Origin of the sequence: Microcoleus sp. N9_B4 (assembly GCF_036701635.1) — a bacterium.
Classification (GTDB): Bacteria; Cyanobacteriota; Cyanobacteriia; order Cyanobacteriales; family Microcoleaceae; genus Microcoleus.
In genome coordinates this window covers 21,033-39,832 of record NZ_JAUBRC010000039.1, presented here as the reverse complement: position 1 = coordinate 39,832, position 18,800 = coordinate 21,033, and the positions used below count along the sequence as shown (strand labels likewise).

Sequence of the window (18,800 nt, the reverse complement as noted above, 5' to 3'; positions counted from 1 at the left end):
CGAAGGATTCGTTTTCGCCGGCGCAAGTTGTGACTGTGAATCAAACACTATTTCTTTTTTTTTCCTTTTTTGGCAATAGCCGGAGCAACTCCATTTCCCATTAAAGTAGCTAGGTGCTTAACAATTTCTTTGAAGTCGCCTAAAGCTGGGTGAAGCGGGCGATAAAGGTGTAATGGCAACCCTTGACCGCTGGCATTAACAAATTCTGCACTGTCCCGAATAGGTGGAAAAACGCGGATATTCATCTGCTCTAGCTGGGCTGGCAAGGACTCTAAAAGTTGTCGGTGGACGGCTCGTTTCGTATCGTATTGGTTGGGTACAAACCCTAAGATTTCTGGTTGCGGCTTGAGGCGTAATTGTTTGCAATGGTGGTAGTACCACTCCAGCAGGTGAGCTGCTCCTTGAATTGATTTTGGTTCGAGCTGTACGGGCACTATTATATGAGTGCAAGCAGTTAGTGCCATCAAGGGCAAGGGGCCGAGGGTAGCGGGGCAGTCGAAGATAATTAGGTCGTGATCCATTGGATAGTCACTCAGGCAATCGCCCAGAAGATAAGCGCCACGCTTGTGCAGAACTAACTCGTCTGCTGTTTGCGTCAGCGTCATTCCGCCTTGACAAACGGTTATATTATTGGTGTGGGAACTCCAGCCTTGAGTAAGAGGCCAAGAGCCATTGAAGCTTTCTCGCATTATGGCGGACAGTGTGTGTTCTGGCTCTGGCGGATTTAGACCGCAAAAAAGGGTCAGGGAGCCTTGGGGGTCGAGATCCATAATGGCTACTTTCAAACCCCTTAACCCCAGTTCGTAGGCGAGGTGAACTGAAAGTGTGGTTTTGCCAGTGCCGCCAGCATTGCTGATGACTGCTAGTCGAATTTGCATGGTTTTGAATTAAGTAGATGATTTAAGTATGATATATCGAGAGTCGGCATCAGATATCGATATATGAGAGGGCATCGCCGCTAACCACCGTTCTGCCTTACGTTGATCCAGCAAGTTAATATTTAGTCTGACGAGTAGATTATCGTCAAGTTTAGTACGGGGAAGATTGTTGAAAAGAATTTAAGTTCGATCGCTAGACTGAAACACGGAACGTCATATATCGATATCTGAGGTATGGGATCTAACCGCCGAGTTAACTTCGATCGCAGTCTTGCGACGGTGCGAGCGTACAATGTACTAGGGAACTTCAAAGGCACGGAAGGGTTGGGCGAGTCAACTGAACAATTTGCATTAAAATACCTAGAATTAGTTGAATGTTTTCAATAAAATGCTCTGTTGTTTCAATATAAACCGTCCTATCTTCTAGTTTCATGAACCTCCAGATACTGCCTGTTGTCACTGCACCATAAACACAGGAAATGCTGTTATCTTTTTGAATATTAAAAATCTGGGCTGCCAACATTTCTGCAATGCACTGGGCAATTCCCGATTTGATATTGTCATTCTTGGCTTCGACAAGTGTAAACACGGGAGCATTTAAAGATAATTGTTCTGGTGAATGACTAATCATAAAGTCACAAATGCCATTCAGTCCTTTGACTCGATCAATATTAAATTCCGTACCGGAAAAGAGGCTGATTTGACGATCGCACCGCCTGCGGAGTTCAATCAATACCGGAGCGACTATCATCTCCGATCGCGCTTTTTCCGTGTCAATTCCCAAGGCTAAGGGAATATTTTCGGCTAAGGTTTCCTTTAAAAGCTGACTGGGTGCGATCGGTTCTACAGCCGTAAAGACTTCAGATACTTCTCTAATTGTTAAGCCGAGTTTATGCTTAATATCATCTAGGGAAAATTCGCTATAAGACATAATAGTTGCACCTTTCACTCCGTCGCTCTAATTTTATATTTAGATCGCGTTCGTTAAGCCAGGAAGCTATTCATAGCTTTGTCCCGATTTTGGTAGGTTTTTACGAACGGATGTTCCCAACAGATATGACCAATAATAACCTTTGTTCCCGATCCCAGCTCGCTCTGAATCTCCAACTGAGCGCTAATCTGCTCGACCCGCTGCCACATTCCACCCAGACCAAATCCGCTGACTTGCTACTGCGGATCGAACCCGCATCTGTCGTTACGTACAGACAGGTACAGCCGATAGCATGGAGTAAACAATCAAGTGAGCGTGAGTTTTTAGCAGATTATCGGCTGTACCTCTGCTCGGCATTGCTCTGTCAAATCGTGCTGCTCTGAACAAAATCGTCCTAATGCTTTGCGATCTACCGAACGTCATATATCAATATCTGAGGTACGAACTCTAAAAACCGAGTTAACTTTGATCGCAGTCTTGGGATTTGGTGATCGTACAATCTGCCGAACGTCATATATCGATATCTGAGGTACAGACTCTCACCGCAGAGTTGATTTTGATCGCAGTCTTGGGATTTGGCGCTCGTACAATCTGCCGAACGTCATATATCGATATCTGAGGTAGGGTTGTAAACACCCGTCAACTTTGATCGCTATCTTGGGATGGTGAGTTCGCCTAATCTACCGAAATGCACTCGGTGAACGTCATATATCGATATCTGAGGTACGATTCTCAAAACCGAGTTAACTTTGAGAATAGTCTTGGGATTTGGCGATAGACTAAGGTTGAACTTCATATATTGATATCTGAGGTACGAATCTAAAAACCGAGTTAACTTTGATCGCAGTCTTGGGATTTTGCGCTCGTACAATCGGCCGAAATGCAATTCTGAGTCAAATCGCTGATAATATCTAAACTCATATTTTCCACTAACTTGGTCAAAGCCCCAGCAATTTGTTTCTGGGAGCGAGGAATTCGCTCAATCAACAGCCTTACCGCTTGCTCGTCTCCACAAGCGGCTGCTTTATAAAGCTTCTTAATCGACTCCCTCGGCAACACAGACAGCGACTCAGAAGTCAGTTGCACAACAGGCTCATCCTGTTCGGACTTCCTAGACGACTCCTCTTCATAGATATAGCGAACTCCCAAATGAAGCGCCATCTTCTCAAAAATTACTGTTTCTCGGAACGGTTTGGCAACAAAGTCATCGAAGCCATTCGACAAAGCGAGTTTCTTGGTTTCAACAAACGCATTAGCGCTCAAAGCAATAATTTTTGTATTGGAGCCGTCAGGCAGAGAACGAATTTTTCGAGCAGCTTGAAAGCCGTCTAAAAGCGGCATTTTCAAATCCATCCAAATTAAATCCGGCTTGTACTTTTGCCACAATTTAACAGCCTCAGTTCCGTTATCCGCAAACCACAAAAGAAAGCCGGCTGACTTCAATATCTGAGTTAGTAGCAACCGATTTGCCGACTCATCGTCCGCTACCAGAATGCGATAATTTTGTTGGTTGGGTGCCAGTCCATTCACTTGTTTTTGAGGCTGGATGTCACGGACTTCGCTCTGTGTTGCACGACTCACTTTAATGTAAAAACTGAAAACCGTTCCTTTCCCCACAGAACTTTTGACCTTGATATCGCCACCCATCAGCTTGACGAAAGAGCGGCTGATGGGCAATCCCAAGCCCGTTCCCGTTTGTGATTTCCTGCCAGTTTCAGTTTGGACGAACGGCTTGAACAAACGGCTAATCTCTTCAGGGGCAATACCAGGGCCTGTATCCTTCACTGAGAACTGGAGAAAGAATTTGGGTAACGGTTTTTTTGCCAGCGGCTGAAGGCATTTTACAGTCAGCTTCACCCTACCCGCCTCAGTAAATTTAACAGCATTACCCAACAGATTAATCAAAACTTGGCGCAGCTTGCTTTCATCAGTTCGGACGTATTGCGGTACATCTTTCCGGAGTTCAAAAACAAGTTGCAATCCCGACGACTGAGCTTTGAGTTGGAACATCCGTTCTATGTCCTTGAGCAAACTGTACAAGTCAACAGCAGTTTCTTCGAGGGTGATTTGACCTGCTTCAATTTTGGACAGCGACAAAATATCGTTGATTAGTTTCAACAAATGCTCGCCACTGCGATTGATAATATCTAAACTCGACTGCTGTTCCGGTGCAGTTTTTTTAGAGTTCACAAGCAAGTGAGCAAAACCGATAATCGCATTCAGAGGCGTTCTCAATTCGTGGCTCATGTTAGCCAGAAAGGTACTTTTAGCGCGATTGGCGCTTTCGGCGGCAATTTTAGCTTGTTTTAGTTCCTTCGTTGTCTGTGCAACTTGCCGCTTTAAATCGCCGGAATATTCTTCTAGCCGCTGGCGAGATGCTTTTAACTGGCAATTCATGCGCTCGAAAGCACAGGCTAGGGCTTCGAGTTCGGCAACGCCGCTACCTGAAACTGTTGAGTCGAAGTCGCCGCCAGCTATCGCCTCTGTTGCCGAAATTAACCGCAGCAGCCGCTGTTCTATTCTTAGGGAAATGGACAGCAAAAGGCAGATAGAAAGAATCAAAGCCAGCAGCACGAGCAAAATAGTGTTGCGAGTATTGGCCTGAACTTTTTCCGTGAAGTCCGTTTCGGGTACAACTGCCACAATCAGCCAATTTAAGCCTTTCGAGTTTTCAAAAGGTCTGACTTGCAGCAAGTATAATGAGTTGCTGGCAGTAAAGTTAAGATTTTGGCTGCTGTTAATAGCAGCGAGGCTGCCATAATGTTTAAGCAAATACTCTGTGGAAAGCTGGATTACTTTTTGTTGCAGAGCTTGGGCGCGAATTCGCTGCTGGGAGTCAACAGAAATAGACGGTTTTAGTTCAGTTACCTCGTTCCAAGCAACTAAGTGTCCCGAACGGTCTAAGATAAAGGCTTGACAGTTAGGGCTGATGTGGAAATCGTGCAAGTTGAATGTTGAGGTTGGGGTGGGAAAAGCAGGATTTGTTTTTTGTTGAGGCAATATTGTTTTTGGAGAGTCTGACCCATTTCTTTTCCCATTTGGTTTGATTGTGACTCCGGCTGTTTGACTTGGGCGAAGTTGGTTTACCGAACCAGTTTGCATTTTTTTATAAGTCCCTTCTCCTTTCCCAACCCCAACCCCTTCTTTTAAGTAGTTGTCAAGGCGGTCAGAGATGCGGCTCGTTGCTTCTCCCAATAGCTGTGCAACTAAGTCATTCATTGTCTGCCGCCCTGTTTGAAAAGAAAGCCATCCGGTCAGACATAGTAAAGTCGAAATCAGGAGAGCGTTGGGGACTGTAAGCACAACGCGCAGCGGGAGGGCAGACTTTTTTTGAACTGAGCTTTTTGGGCGGAACATTGGTTAAAAAAAGGGAGTGCGAATGAGGGAAAAAACGTTCTTCCGAGAAAGTATTACTGCCGAACCGTTCAAAAAATACCTATTTAAGATGTCTTTTCAAAACTGATAACTCAGCTTTGCGTTGAGTAGGAAGTAAAAGAGTTATCCCCTCTCACTCACCATCCCTGCTCACTCTCATTATGCTGTTTCACTAATTGCTATTATTAATAGCGCAGCTTCAAAGCAATCAGAATCAGTCAAAAGCCATAAGTTCTCAGAGCGAGCGGTTAGTGACACAGGCTCCAACCTGACTCAGCGCGGGCAGTATTGAGGAGAGGATTCGCATCTCAACTTTTCGATAATCGGATGGGTAATAGGAAGTTAGGAGACAGTCAGTCAAATTCTCTCCCACTCCCTATTCCCTACTCCCCATTCCCCATTCCCGTTACCTATTCCCGCAGCTCCGGCTCCAATCAAAAAGCAGAGCGACTTTTAAGAAGCCGAGTAGTTCGGGCTGTTGGCGGTTGTCGCTGTTGAAATCTTGTTCCAGGGTAGTTCAATTCTTCTCGTGCAATGCGGCTCAGCTCGACAATCACAGACAAGTCTACTCCGGCTCGTGCAGCAGCATCTGCCGCCGATAGATTCTGATTTCTTACCAGAGCTAAAAATTGCCGCACGCTGTAGACTACTGGGTCGTTGGCTGCTGTGTAGCCTTTTTGAATGGCAATCAGCAATCCTTTTTCGACATCTGATACTGCGGGGGCGCGACCTCTATCAACGTTCACAGTCGGCTCCATTCTTGGCGTGACGGGAGCGATGCGAATTCCTAAGTGTTCTGGTTCTTTGTTGGTAGGAACGATGTTGAAGTTGTAAAGTCGCTGTTTCCCTTTTGAATCTACAGTTTTGATTGAAAGGTTAGTGATGGTAGCTGTGGTAGCTCCCGGAAAATTGAGCGCTTGAATGGGACGCAAGAAAACAGTTTTGGCTTGGCCGCTTGCCAACTGTGCATCGGTGCTGAAAACTATTTTTGAGGGGTCGGCAATTAAAACGTAGGCCAGAGCTTCGTCGGTTGAACTGAAGTCGATCGCACTCGCGCGACCGGGATAGACTAAAATATCGATCGCACTATTGACGGCAATATCTCGACCCACAGTTTGATAGCCTGTTACTCTTGATTGAGCAAAAGCACAGTTGGGGTAGCTTGCAGTAGCGAACACTGCTGTGAACAAAAGCCCTCCGAGGGAAAGCATTCTTGGGGATTGGATGCGATTCGTCATGGCAGTTATTCGTTGATGTGGAGAAAATTGTTGACAGTAGAAACGGGGATTTCCTTTACTAATCGCCGCAGTCGCGTTGGGGCGACTTAACCGTTTACCGACGGTTTGGTTATCGGTAAATGTTGAGAAAGCTGTTAACAGTAATAGAAACCGGGGTTCCTTTATTAACCACAGCTACATTGGGGCGGTTTAAAAGTTCTTCAGTTGCTCTATCTGAGCGGCTTTCCATCCGTTTTGCCAGGGGGCTGAAGAAGCCATCGAGGACGGCTGACCAAATTTGGGGGTCTCGACTTTCAACGGTGGTTGTACTGCTCCCAAACCTACCGCTAATACTGCTAGAGCTCCTGACTTTAGGGTCTGCGAACACTTGACCGACTCGTCCAACTCCCGACAGCACTGCGGTAAGGATATCCTGTCCGGCAATATCTGAACCTGGGTCGAAGTAGCCTGAAGCAATCAGCGGCTGTCCGCCCTCTCCTGCAATCAAAATTGCGCCTTCTGGAATGGGCTGCTGTTTAATCTGACCGTTTCTATCAGAGTAGACGAGCGCTACAGCACTAGCTTGTACCATGCGATTGGTTTTGCTGACGGTGTTGGCTTTGACAATGACAACTGTGCCGGCAGGAAAGGCAATAGAGCCGTCAGTTGCCGTTACGTCGGCTGTGAGAGTGACGGCAAATTTGTCGTAAAGCTGTTTGCCTGAGCCTTCATCCCACAGCAGGGGAACCGAAACTACGCCGTTGGCTGTGGTTCCAAGGGGAACCTGAGCTGTTTGGGAGGTTGAGGAACTTTGGGGCGTGCGGTTGAGAATGCCTTTTGCCCCTGGGGAGTTTACTTGTTCCAGAGTTGGGGAATTTGTTAAGGCAGAAGCCTCTGGAGCAGCTTCTGGGGAAAGGGTTTGAAATTCTGTATCAGGCAAGGATGTTCGGCTCGCGCTCAGTCGAGCCGCAGTCTCGATTGGGCTATCGGTAGAATCGGAACTTGTTTGGGGAGAAAGGGCAGCCGGAGTTAATTGGTTGGTGGGGTTTTGGGAGTTGTCGGTGGTTTCGAGGCTGTCCTCTCCTGCGGGAAACTCCGGGTGTAGCCTTTCCCCGGTGGCGTTATTTGGGCGGTTATAAAATTCTTGTGGGATTTGTTCCAAAGAAACGTATGAGGGTTGCAACTTTTGGTTGCCGATATTGACTGTTAGGAATTCACTTGTTGGAGTTGGGTTCGTACTAGCGGCGGCGGTAGCACTTGTTGTCGCTGGAGTGCTTGGTGTTGCACTCACGGCATTCGCTATTCGGTTAGGGTCAAAATTTCCCCTAATTTGTCCGAGTTGAGCGAGTTGGTTCCACCGCTCAAACGGGTCGATTTTTTCTTCTCTTGGAGTTGGAATTAAAGGTGGGGGTATTAACGGTTTGGGTATGGGGGCTGGTGGGGGCGCGGGTGTTCTTTGCGGTATGGGTGCGGGTACTGTTACCGTCCGCACTACTGTTCTGGGTGCGGGTAGGGGTTCGCGTAGAGGAGTAGGTGGCGGTGCAGCGCTCCGGGTAGCGACTAGACGCGGAGTTCGCGGATTTCGTGGGGCTCTTGACGGTTTGGGCGACGGTTCTGTTTTGGGTTTTGCGGTTTTTTGCGGTTTTTCGGCTAACAGTTTTTGTTGGTCTTGGTAAGCTAATTTAGCCAGCAACTCCGGTTTTTCATCTTTAATGGTGCCAGAAGAGCTTTCTTTTGGTGTTGATTGTGCGATAGGTTCGCGAGGTGATTTAGGCTTGATAAATTGCCAAATCAGCAGTCCTAGCAATAGTATTCCACCAGTCAATAGCAGTATTGTCACTGCTCTAGGAACGCCTCTTTCGGAAACAGGCGGGGGCAGTGGTCTTTCCTCATCTTGAGCGAGTTGATATTGAGTTTCAAGTGTTAGGGGTGCATTGGGGTCAAAGTTAGCAATGAAGTTCTCGTCAATGTCATCGTCAGAAGGGGAAGGATTTGGAGAAGGGGAAATAGGGAAATTGATGTTGCCGTCATCATTGTTTAGGGTAGATTCACTTGATGCACTTGCATGATTCATATTGGCTGTAGTGGTGAACTTACTATTATCAGGACTGGTATTAATTGAATTGTGGGTTGATATATTTGTTTGGTTAGTCATGGCTTTATGATGAATTGAATGTGTTGTGTTTAACCGTACAAGAAAAAGAAAAACTAGAATACTTCAAGCAAAGGGATGGAACATACTAAATGTTTAATTTATTTAGTTTTTACGGAAGGTTTTTAAATTTACCGACTTGCCGGTTCGTCCCCTCTCCATGTCTCTTTCCTCTTCTATGGTTTGAATTCGACTATTCGGGAAATTTCTAATCCGGCTGCTCTCAAAGAGTGAATAGTCTTCTCTAATTCATTAGCGTTTTCTTTGAGAGGGGATTTGGGAATTTCTACGGCTTTGACGGTGAAGGTTCGATTAAACTGTTCTCGGCTTTCTCCAATGCCTTGTTCCAGCACGACGCGAGTAGCAATTACATCTATTTCCCAAACTCCTCTTTTTATTTCTCTCGGTTCTGAGATGTGAGAGATATAGACTCCAGAGCGGGTTTTTCCTGAATAGATGGTGTTGGGAACGAGTTGGGCGAGTTCGACAAGGGAAGCTTTACCAAACTCTGATTCCATCATCAACGAACCCATCCAAGCAGTTGTAGGAACTTTGGCACTGCCTTTAACTTTAATGCCGGGGTCTGGATCATTTGTGCCAGGAATTTTGCCTGACCAAGCCCAGGTTAAATTGACCCAACTGGATACGAAAGTTTGGATAATTTTCGGCTCTCTGTACAGTTCATCTTGTTCTGCAATTCGTGCTGCGGTTCCGTCTTTTAACTGGACAAAGGTAACTTTTCTTTGAGATAAGGCTCTCAAACTGACTGTATTCACTAAAACAGCAATTGTCAGGAGGAAAACAAAGCTTGTTAGCAGGACAAAGCACAAGGCTAAGGTGTTTTTAGATTCAGGGAGTAAGGGTTGGAATTGTGGAAATTTCATGATTTTATTGGAGGGGGAAGGGGAAGGGAGAGGGAGAGTTGGAGAGTGGGGGAGGGTGGAGAGAGGGAGGAAAAACAAGTGATTATTAGCTTTTATCGCTACTAATTAGTGCTAGTTTTGATTCAACTCAAAAAAGCGAAAATCTATGCTTCCTTCCCCTTCCCCTAGATCAGTTTTCCGGCAATAACGCCGATCGCGTTACTGGCAATATCTGTAAGCTGTTTGGTGCTATTGGCGATCGCACTGTACAAAGCAGTTCCTCCACCCTTGGCTATTAACACGGCAAGAATGGGAGAAAACACAGCTAAAAAGAATAAAAAGGCGATATCTGTAACTAACTCTGCATCGGATTTGACAATCACTACAGCGACTAAGCCAACGACGATGTTGTAGCCCAATTGCACTCCAAATAACGACATAAACCCTATTAACCAAGCCCAGATTGGTTTTCCTTGCAGCGGCAGCAGCGACAAGCCCATTGCAATCGGCCCGAATAGAGCTGTTAGCAACAATGCTGCTTCTAAAATATTGACAAATGCCCACTGTACTGATCTAAGAATTAAGCGAATGATGGGCAAGACAGTAGACCTAAAAACTTGTCCTGCAAAATCGCCATTTCCTATATCTTGAAGATTGGCAACATTGCCTAAGTTTTCAACAAACCGCTGCAAGCTTTTGAGGGGGCCTCCATTTTGCTGTTCCGCTGCCTGAAGGATTTGTTGAGCTGGCTGTTTTTTGCTGTTCCAGCATTCCACTAAAGCTGATCCAACTTTGCCCTGACATTCGCTGTAGAGTTTTTCAATCTCTTCTTTGCCAGCACTGGTAAGGTTAACGTCGCTCAGGGCAGTTCTGAAGGTCATTTCTCCGACTTGAATCTTCATAATTTCTTGCACTTGAGTGCTGCCTACAGCTTTGATGAATTTGACGCTTTCAGCTAAGACTTTACCGTTGTTACTGAGAAATACTACAATCACAAGCGGCCAGATAAACATGGCTACTAGCTCTGACCAAGACTGTTTTTCGATGATTTCTTTGCCACTGGTGACAGCGAGGTAAGTAACAGATATTCCCGCCAGAATTAGTCCTAGTTTGACTAAGGCAATCCAGAGAGAGGATTCTTGAGTATTGAAGGTGTTAAACCAAACTAAATTCCAGGATTCGACAGTTTTTTGAGAGACTTCTATGGCATCAGATAGAGTGTCCAGGGCTTGTCCTGCTGTGCTAGTTTGGGCAATAAATTGTATAAACATTGCGGTATCTCCTTACGGTGATTTCAGTCTTCGTTTGCCCCTAGAGCGATGCCTCCCGGCATTTGAAACAATCCAGCTTGAGTAGAAGAAGCGGTAGCCGCCGCAGCATCCTGCCGTCTCTGGGCTGTGTTAATTTCGTTGAGTTCTTCAGCTTGTTGAGCATTGAGAATGTTGGCAAAACTGCGATCGATTTGAGCTTGCTGGCCCTGCATGACTAAGGCACTTTGATTTTCTGCTGATAAGGCTGCTTGCTTAGCTGCGATCGCACTTTGTTGAGATATGTTTCTCATAATGTTCTGGGTGACATCTTGACCTTCGGAATCAGCACCCAATTCCATTGAATTTTGGCTCTCGCGATTAGTTTGCTCTACGTTCTGCTGGACAATTTCTTTCATCTGAGCTTGCTTTTGTTGAGCTTCTTTACTGAGAGTGGCTTTATTGGCTTCACTGACAGCACTTTCTCTTTCTGCGAGTTCTGCGGTATTCTCTTTGAGGCTGTAAGAATCTTGCGGTCTCTTCTCTAAAGCAGCGGATAGTTTTGTCCCTTCACTTTCGGAGGTGTTGCCGTCCATTATGCTTTTAACTGCTTCTTTTAGGTCTGGAACTTTCAGTTCTCCCAGGAATGAAGAGAGGGTTGACTCTATTTCACTGCTGAAATTTTCGACTTTGTTTAACAAATTGTCCCAGATGCCTGAGATGCTGTCGGAGATGGTGGAGATGGTATCTGAAATTTCGCCTGTTATGTCGCTAATTTTGTTTTCTATACCTCCTATTTCTTTCGGGTTGCTCAAGAAGTTATTAGCTGATTGTTGGATTTTGCTTTCTATTTGTTGATTGGCAACTGTGAAGCTGGAGCGGTTGAAAGTGCTGCTGTTAGGATTGTTTGAGGTGGGAAGCTGTGTTGCAGTCGGATTGCTGTCAGAGGTTTGAGCTTTTGCTTCAACAGAATTCAGTATTAAGCTCAGCCAAATTGCAGGAATGCCGAGGGCAAGTTTGACAAGAAATTTTGGTGATTTCATCGGTTTTTCTCCGTTATGCGTGCAGTGATTTGAGGAGTGGTAATTAGTAATTGAGTTAAGGAACGATAAGGGAAAGGCAATTAGTGCTCCTATTTCGATTTACAAACAGCACTCACTTATCAGTTATAAACCCCTTTTTCTCTCTCTATTTTCATACTCTGTGTCCTCTGTGTTCTCTGTGGTTCAAAAAAACTTGTTCGTAAATCTTCGCTCTGATTGCTATAGCTGGTTTCATTAGTCATGTTTGAGCAATAATTGTCATCACTTTAATTCAACCAATTCCTACAGAATTTTTATGGCAAAAATCAACGCACTTCTCAATCCACCAAACGTTCTAGCTAGCCATGAGGTCTTGAGGGGATTTGTGTCCGTTGATATCAGTGACTGCATTCTTGCCAATATTGGTTAATGAACGTCCTTCTTTAACGGCTTGTACATATTCAGAGGCAAATTGTTTGAGTGCTAGCAATTGCCCTTTTAACGTATTGGGATATTGAGCCATCACTCGGGCGCGAGCCATCAATTCAGCTTGATTGTTAGCCACACTTGCTAATATCATTTCGCCTGGATAGTATCGGCTTTGCCAGAAACGACCTCCTTTTTCAATTAGCCAATTGGAATAAAGGTCGGCAGCTCGGGGAAGGAAAGCTTCTGTGGCATTTTGGCTAATAATTTCAGCCGGATATCCCAAATTTTTAATCCAAGAAGTGGCTCCGTTTGATGTCAATCTTCCGGTAATTCGATACACCATGTTTTGCATAATCATAGTTCCCGCACTACAGTCACAAATACTGTCGATATCTTGGGCTAGCAAGAGCACTGAAATGCCATTCTTTCTACCCACTGCACAGAGTTCGCCTACTACTTCAGCAAATCCGTCTTTCTTAAACAAAATCGAAAGTTCGTCTCCGATAAATAGGCTTTTAGGGTGAGAAAGTGCGTTGCGGATGCAAGCAGCGTGGGCGTTAATAGCCATTAAATACTGGTCTTGTTCGTTGCCCAGACCGCTAAGGGCAAAAAACTTAACAGCGGGTTCGGGTGAAAATGTACTCGGTCTGCCAATTGCTTTCCCTAAAGGTGAGGCTAGTAATGCGTTGCATTGAGTGATAATTTGGTTGATGGCAATGCGGTCGAAGTCGGTAAAGTTTTGTAGGTTTAGTTGCTCTTTTGTGCAGAATTTCAGGAGGTTTGTGAGGGTTGGCATTTCTTGCCACGCGGTCGATTTCCAGCCTTTTTCAAAGGCAGTATTGTAGCGCTCGATAATGTCTGGGTCTTCCAGAAATTTTTTCAGAGTTAGCAGCAAAATGGCATCGACTCGCTGCGCTAATTTTGGGTCGCGGACTTTACCCATGCTGATAATAGTCAGCGCTTTTCTGATAAACTCTTTCCATTGGTCTAGTCGGCGCGATCGCTCTTCTCTGTCAAAACGCCTCAAATCGGGTATTTCGAGTAGATTCGAGCTGCCAGAGGTGATGTCGTAGTACGCACCGTCGTCGCCTAACAGTTTCACTGCGGTCTCAAAGGTACTGCCGCTTCCTGCTGAGATGTCCATACCGACTACTGGAATATTAGCGGCTAAAGCATCGACCGCAAATCGCCATCCTACAACGCTTTTACCGCAACCGGATTCACCTGTAATAACGGCGCGGCTGGTTTGGTTGTGCATGAGGTCAACGTACACGGGTTTGCCGCCTTTGGTAATGAATTCAACTCCTTTTGAGTCGATGTCCCTTACAGCAGTTAAGGGCAAAATACCGGGGACAGTTTCGGTGTCTAAGGTGAGGCGGCGTTCGTTAATTAGCGAACTGCTGTGCAACAGCCAGCTTACAGTAATGGGCAAAGTTTCTAGCCACAGTTGCCAAGCAATGTTGCGCTCTCTTAATACCTTGGCAGAGCCGAAGCTGTGGGAGAGCATTTGGCAAGCGTGTGTTAGTTGCTCCGGCGTTGGTCGGTAGACTAAGAAGGTGACAGCAGCGTGAATTGCTCTTGCACCTTTGTACATTTTTTTCTGGGCTTCAAAGGATTCTTCCTGTTTGACTTCGGCTCCTACATCGCGACCTTGACCTTTTTCTAAAGCGCGTTTTTTGGCAGTTTTAGATTGTTTAGCTTGCCTTGCTAAGTTGTCTTGAATAATAAAGTTGGGAGCGGCGCTAATTTCGACAACGGCTTCAGTATCGCGGACGTAGCTGTTGCTCATAATTTTCCACAGCCATTGCAGTTGCTCTCTGGTATTGAGCCAACCGCCGGGGCTGTCTTCCATTGTGAGCACGCCGCATTCTGCGTTTCTGCCGGGGAGCAAAATGCGTGAGCTAGCTTTTCTGTGTTCCGGGCAGCTCGAACGACCGCTCATACCTTCAATTAAAATGGTGCAGGCGTGTTTGTGACTGTTGATGGTTTCGGTGAGTTTGTAGTCGGATGCGGTTTCTTTTAAGGTGAGAAGTTGGGGGATAGGGGGTATGGGTGCGCTGTTGAATTTTTGCCACAGCCAGCCCCATAGTGCTTGGGCATTCATGGGTTGAATTTCCAGTCCAATTTTGGTGTTTAGTAAGAGTTCCCATTGGATGTAGCCTTGCTCGAAAGCGTCGAGTAGCAGTTGTTTGTAAAAGCGTTCAGAGTAGATGCGTTCGTTGCCTGTAAATTGTGCAGCAATGCTGTTGGCTGTGTTGATAATTCCATTGATGAATTTACTCAGAGGGTCGTTGGATTTGGAGCCAGATTGAGCGTTGAATGTCCAAGTGCAGAAAATAGTTTGGTTCCACAGTTGTCGGGTGCCTGCTAAGTTGAGTTCTTGAATGCGTTTCTGTTCGTTACGAACGAGTACAGAAATGGGTTTGAGGTGACAGTTGTCAGCCAATTCAGTTAACTCTTGTTGGCGAACGCAATCGCTGCTGTAGCAGCCAGTGTGAAAGGTCATTTTTTCGCCTGGAGGAATGTCTTTTAGTCCCTCTTCTAAGGCGGTGGCTGCATTGTTTACTTCATGGCGGTAGAGAATGTTGTGAAAGCCAGCCGTCTCGAATCCGAATACAATTTGGTATTGACTGCCTTCATTCAGTAAGTAACCTGAAACTTCTCGACCATCCTTTTTGATAGTGACTAAACACAGGAGGTTTTGGTAGTTTTGGAAGGGCATAAGTCGGCTGTTACCTCCTTGTTGAGTGGGAGCAACTTTGGGTTTAAGTTTGACTCGGACTTGTGAATCGCTGATTCGGTGGCGAATCGGGTTTGGTCGGTGTTGGGGAAGGGGAGAAAGGTATAAAAGATTACCGTTGTACCACTCGTTCCCCGGCGGAGGTCTAAACCTGTCTACAAAAAGGTGAGGTTTGTTACCTGTCAGGAGCCACCAGCTTACAATTAGCCAGAAAGTAGTGGTGAAAAACCAAGGCATTCCTAAGCTGAATAAGCCGTTGGTGAGGATGTAGGAAATTACGGTGATTAGCATCCACGGAATTAGCTGTTCCGCTGGAATGATGCCGATGCTGGCTTGTTTGCCAAGAATTTTATTGACGGAGATGAAGTCTTTGTCTGGGTCTTTGAGCATGGTAGTAAGGGGAGGGGGAAGGGAAAAAGGAGGGGGAAGGGGAAGGGAAAACCGGGTTTTTAATAGCTTTTGTTGCTACTTGTGCGATTTTCGGAGTTAAAGCAGGGAAACGGAAAGAAAAACAGAGTGCTATATTATTACCTGTTAATCCCCACTATTCAGTATGTTGGTTTTGTTCCATAAATAAGAGTAGGGGTGGAAACAGTTGCTTAAAATAACCTCATTATCAAATCGGTCTTTGATTTTTACAATTTGACAAATCAGAGAATAAGGTTCAACTCCAAACTAGAAAAATTATCCTTCCTTCCCCTTCCCCTTCTTCCCTAAGCTCCACCTCCGCCACCGCCATTACCAACGAAGAGGAAAGTTATTACATCAATGGCAATTACAATGGCAAAAGCTAAGGCGACTTGGGTAACAATTGGTCGCCAGTCATTACCTTGTTGCGCTTGGTTGTAAGCAAAAAGAGACGCGGATGCTACTAATAAAAGAAAAGCACCACGAATGAGGTTAAAAATCAGTTCGATGACCTCGGCATCAATGGCTTCGCCTCCCGCTGAAGAGGCTCCTTCTGCTAGCTCTTTCATGAATTCTTCTAAGCCGGAGAGGAAGATGGCGTTGGCGGGGGAATCGAGCACGGAGCACAGTGCAGTGGAGGTGATGATGGCAGTGGTAATGTGCCAAAATCGAATTTTGCAGCCGATATATCGCTCTACAATTGGGATTGCTTTAGCGGTGTGCCACAAACTCAAAAAGACTATGCTGGAGCAGCCTAAAGTTGTTATTAGGAGCGGGTCGTGAATGCTGAAGTAGATGAGCGAGGCTAGGCAAATGCCGAGGAATGGAAGGTCGCCCAGTTTGATTTTCTGTTGTTTTAACCAGCGTGATAATGAGTTGCGGTTTCGTTCATTTCTTGTTTGGTCTAAGTAAGTAGCCATGTCACTATCTCGATTAATTTAGTGCTTTAATGCTAATTTAAGTTGCATCTAATCCCTGCAAAATCGCCAAAAAAGGTGATTCTATACAGTGAGAGTGACCCCCTCCAAATGGAGGGTACAAGTGAAAAAAATTATTTCAAATTTCCATTTCCACCTCAGTTTTTCTCGCTTCCTGCTTGTTGGAGTTCTGGTTTGGAGCAAGTTGCTGTTGGGAGAGGAGATTTTCAACTACTTCTGGTGGAATGTCGCACAGAAGTACCTCAACATTACCTTTTTGGAGGCTAGCCTCAAAAACTATCTCGCTGTGAGAGTTAAAGCCTTTGACAGTACCCTTCGACTTGGATTTATCGCTGAATTCGACTTCAAAGTCGAGGCGCGAGCCTTGGGAATCGGTAAAGCTGATTTCATCTTGATTGCTTCTCTTTACCATTTCAGCTAAACGTTCTTGGTTGAGAGCTTGTTGAAAAATTTTTAAGCGGTCGAGTTCTTCTTTTTCTTCAGGTTTCAAGAAGTCGTTTGTCACTTTCCACTCTCCAGTTTTATCCTGTACTGCTGAGAACATTTCCTCGCCTTCTTTCGTTTTTAAGCTGATAGCGGTAGAGGAGTCAAAATTTGTTACATAAAGTTTGGCTTCTCCCAAATCAACGCCATCTTCTAATGCAATGCCTTCCGCATTTGCTTCTTCTTCAGCTAGGCTGTAAATTTTTGCCAGTGTTGCTGCAAGTTGGGAGTCCTGAGTAAAATTCTGGGCTGTCAGAGTAATTTTTTTAGCAGTAGCGTTAGCGCTGCTAGTTGGAATTGTTGATTCTAATGAAAGTTTTTCATCTATTTCTGTTGCGTTTTGTACGAATTGGTCGCTGAGAGATGGAGTCGAGCTGTCGGGCGGTTCTACTTTTGTATCCACAGCTTGAACGCCTGTCTCGCTTTGAAGAGAAAGTTTGTTCTCTAAAGCTTCTATTCGCTCTTCTAGGGTATCGAGTCGCTTTTCAAGTCGGTTGAGTGCTTCATTTATTTGTACGAGTTGTTCTTCAAAACTCGCCTCTGTGTCAATTTTAATAGAAGCCGTTTTTTCAGAATCGTTGTCTCTCACACTCCCGGAAATTTTATCAACTTTTCCGTGGACTTTGTTAACAGCTTTAGCTAAGAGCATACCGGGTGTTGACACAAGTTCGGCATCGGGTTCAGGTAAGATGTTTTGTTCCGGTTCTGGCTCCGGTTCAGCTATTGGTAAAGCTTCGGATTCAACCATTGCATCTGCAACTGAATCCGCTTCAACCAAGTTGGTAACTCGCTGGGAGAGCGAGTCAGCTCGCTGGCTTTGAGCTTTGAGCCTTTTGACAATATCGGCAACTTGGCGCTCTTTTCCAGCCCCAAGAGCAGCTTCTATAATTTGAGAAGCTGCTTTTTTGCCAATCAGAGTAGCGAGAACCGCAACTTGAGCACTCATGCCGCTGACAGTTGTACCTTCTACCTCACTTCCAGAAATGGCTGTTCTACCACTGACTTGTACAGCAGCATCGAGGATACTATCGATGTTCTGGTCGTTTGATTTTTTGCCTTGAGGTCGCTGTTGGCTAGTTCTGGTTTTGGAAGGTGTGGCTGCTAAGGATTCAGCAATTTCTACCGGTTCATCTGTCTGAAGTTTTCTTTTGGTTTGGGATTTAGCTGATAATTCTTCTTCTTCCAAATCTTCTTGTTCAGAGTTTTGAAGGTGGCTTTTAGTTGGAGACTTATCTTTAGGTTGAGGTTTTTTGACTTCAAACTCATCTAACTCACTTAGCTCATCTCTCGGAGAGCGGCTTAAGGCTTTAGATTTAACCAGTGGTTCTTCCGACTCCAACTCATCTACGTCATCTTTTCGGGATCTTCTTTTGGTTTGAGAGTTGGGTGATGGCTCGTCGTCATCCGAATTTTCTATTTCATCTTTTCTGGATTTGATATTGGCTTTAGATTTCGATCTGTGCGATGGTTCATCATCTTCTAAGTCATCTAGCAAATCGTCTTTTTTAGACTTGTTTGCCGTTTGAGATTTCGATCGATGCGAGGGTTGCTCATCCTCTAATTCATCTAGTAAATCGTCTTTTTTAGACTTAGTTGCAGCTTTAGATTTAGACTTGGGGGAGGGTTGCTCATCATCCAATTCATCTAGTAAATTGTCTTTTTTAGACCTTGTTTTAGTTCGAGGCGAATCGAGTAATGCTTCAATTCCTGTTTTAGTAAATCGGTTGTCGTCCGGCTCTCCCAAGTGTTCCATCATGTATTTTCCTGTGGTAGAGCCGTACTCAGGTCGATCGCTCAAACTGAGGACGAGTCCGTTGTGCTTGACCTCCACGCTAATGCCAGGTTTGCCGTCGGCTTCCGTTAGTTCTTCAATTGCATCGGCAAAATCTTCTACGCTGGTGAGTCCATTTTCCTGGCAGTAATCTAAAGCTTTCTCGCAGCGATTTCTTAGGTAGTTGAGGATTTTCTTGCCCTCGGCTGTGTTAGGGGTGATGTAATTTCCCTGGCTTCGGCTTCGGGATGCTGTTTTTGTGGGCATAATCTTTGTGGCGGGGTGAGTGGATATTTCCCATGAAATTCGAGCAGTATGGCTAGTGACTTCACTCTAAAGTGCGGTT

General features: G+C 45.3%; 11 protein-coding genes. All 11 read right to left on the bottom strand.

The window, feature by feature from the left end:
• Nucleotides 1–47 precede the first annotated feature (47 nt).
• The gene (locus tag QUA43_RS22845) at nt 48–878 is read right to left on the bottom strand and encodes a ParA family protein (RefSeq protein ID WP_333151796.1); all 831 of its coding nucleotides are present in this window, start codon (nt 876–878) and stop codon (nt 48–50) included.
• Nucleotides 879–1,185: 307 nt separating this feature from the next.
• On the bottom strand, nt 1,186–1,809 hold the full coding sequence (locus QUA43_RS22840) for a hypothetical protein (protein WP_333151794.1): 624 nt from the start codon (nt 1,807–1,809) through the stop codon (nt 1,186–1,188).
• Nucleotides 1,810–2,640: 831 nt separating this feature from the next.
• Nucleotides 2,641–5,028, bottom strand: coding sequence for an ATP-binding protein (locus QUA43_RS22835; protein ID WP_333151791.1), 2,388 nt, complete (start codon nt 5,026–5,028; stop codon nt 2,641–2,643).
• 590 nt (nt 5,029–5,618) lie between these two features.
• The gene (locus QUA43_RS22830; RefSeq protein ID WP_333147665.1) at nt 5,619–6,422 is read right to left on the bottom strand and encodes a hypothetical protein; all 804 of its coding nucleotides are present in this window, start codon (nt 6,420–6,422) and stop codon (nt 5,619–5,621) included.
• Nucleotides 6,423–6,531: 109 nt separating this feature from the next.
• Nucleotides 6,532–8,556 (bottom strand): hypothetical protein, encoded by a 2,025-nt coding sequence (locus QUA43_RS22825; protein ID WP_333376712.1) that lies wholly within the window; start codon nt 8,554–8,556, stop codon nt 6,532–6,534.
• A 173-nt stretch (nt 8,557–8,729) separates the two neighbouring features.
• Nucleotides 8,730–9,437, bottom strand: coding sequence for a hypothetical protein (locus QUA43_RS22820; protein ID WP_333151786.1), 708 nt, complete (start codon nt 9,435–9,437; stop codon nt 8,730–8,732).
• A gap of 164 nt (nt 9,438–9,601) precedes the next feature.
• Complete coding sequence (locus tag QUA43_RS22815; RefSeq protein ID WP_333147365.1) at nt 9,602–10,687, bottom strand: hypothetical protein; 1,086 nt, start codon at nt 10,685–10,687, stop codon at nt 9,602–9,604.
• Nucleotides 10,688–10,710: 23 nt separating this feature from the next.
• The gene (locus QUA43_RS22810) at nt 10,711–11,706 is read right to left on the bottom strand and encodes a hypothetical protein (protein ID WP_333147367.1); all 996 of its coding nucleotides are present in this window, start codon (nt 11,704–11,706) and stop codon (nt 10,711–10,713) included.
• A 334-nt stretch (nt 11,707–12,040) separates the two neighbouring features.
• Nucleotides 12,041–15,244, bottom strand: a complete 3,204-nt coding sequence (locus QUA43_RS22805; protein ID WP_333147369.1) for a hypothetical protein — start codon at nt 15,242–15,244, stop codon at nt 12,041–12,043.
• A 323-nt stretch (nt 15,245–15,567) separates the two neighbouring features.
• A complete protein-coding gene (locus QUA43_RS22800; RefSeq protein ID WP_333147371.1) occupies nt 15,568–16,182 on the bottom strand; it encodes a hypothetical protein in 615 nt (204 codons plus the stop codon).
• A gap of 136 nt (nt 16,183–16,318) precedes the next feature.
• Nucleotides 16,319–18,721 carry a hypothetical protein gene (locus QUA43_RS22795; RefSeq protein WP_333147373.1) on the bottom strand — a complete coding sequence of 801 codons (2,403 nt, stop codon included), beginning with the start codon at nt 18,719–18,721 and terminating at the stop codon, nt 16,319–16,321.
• Nucleotides 18,722–18,800 lie beyond the last annotated feature (79 nt).

What these genes read in the sequence shown, in the direction of transcription:
- QUA43_RS22845 (WP_333151796.1), bottom strand. Translation starts at nt 878, where the DNA reads ATGCAAATTCGACTAGCAGTCATCAGCAATGCTGGCGGCACTGGCAAA.
- QUA43_RS22840 (WP_333151794.1), bottom strand. Translation starts at nt 1,809, where the DNA reads ATGTCTTATAGCGAATTTTCCCTAGATGATATTAAGCATAAACTCGGC.
- QUA43_RS22835 (WP_333151791.1), bottom strand. Translation starts at nt 5,028, where the DNA reads ATGAATGACTTAGTTGCACAGCTATTGGGAGAAGCAACGAGCCGCATC.
- QUA43_RS22830 (WP_333147665.1), bottom strand. Translation starts at nt 6,422, where the DNA reads ATGACGAATCGCATCCAATCCCCAAGAATGCTTTCCCTCGGAGGGCTT.
- QUA43_RS22825 (WP_333376712.1), bottom strand. Translation starts at nt 8,556, where the DNA reads ATGACTAACCAAACAAATATATCAACCCACAATTCAATTAATACCAGT.
- QUA43_RS22820 (WP_333151786.1), bottom strand. Translation starts at nt 9,437, where the DNA reads ATGAAATTTCCACAATTCCAACCCTTACTCCCTGAATCTAAAAACACC.
- QUA43_RS22815 (WP_333147365.1), bottom strand. Translation starts at nt 10,687, where the DNA reads ATGTTTATACAATTTATTGCCCAAACTAGCACAGCAGGACAAGCCCTG.
- QUA43_RS22810 (WP_333147367.1), bottom strand. Translation starts at nt 11,706, where the DNA reads ATGAAATCACCAAAATTTCTTGTCAAACTTGCCCTCGGCATTCCTGCA.
- QUA43_RS22805 (WP_333147369.1), bottom strand. Translation starts at nt 15,244, where the DNA reads ATGCTCAAAGACCCAGACAAAGACTTCATCTCCGTCAATAAAATTCTT.
- QUA43_RS22800 (WP_333147371.1), bottom strand. Translation starts at nt 16,182, where the DNA reads ATGGCTACTTACTTAGACCAAACAAGAAATGAACGAAACCGCAACTCA.
- QUA43_RS22795 (WP_333147373.1), bottom strand. Translation starts at nt 18,721, where the DNA reads ATGCCCACAAAAACAGCATCCCGAAGCCGAAGCCAGGGAAATTACATC.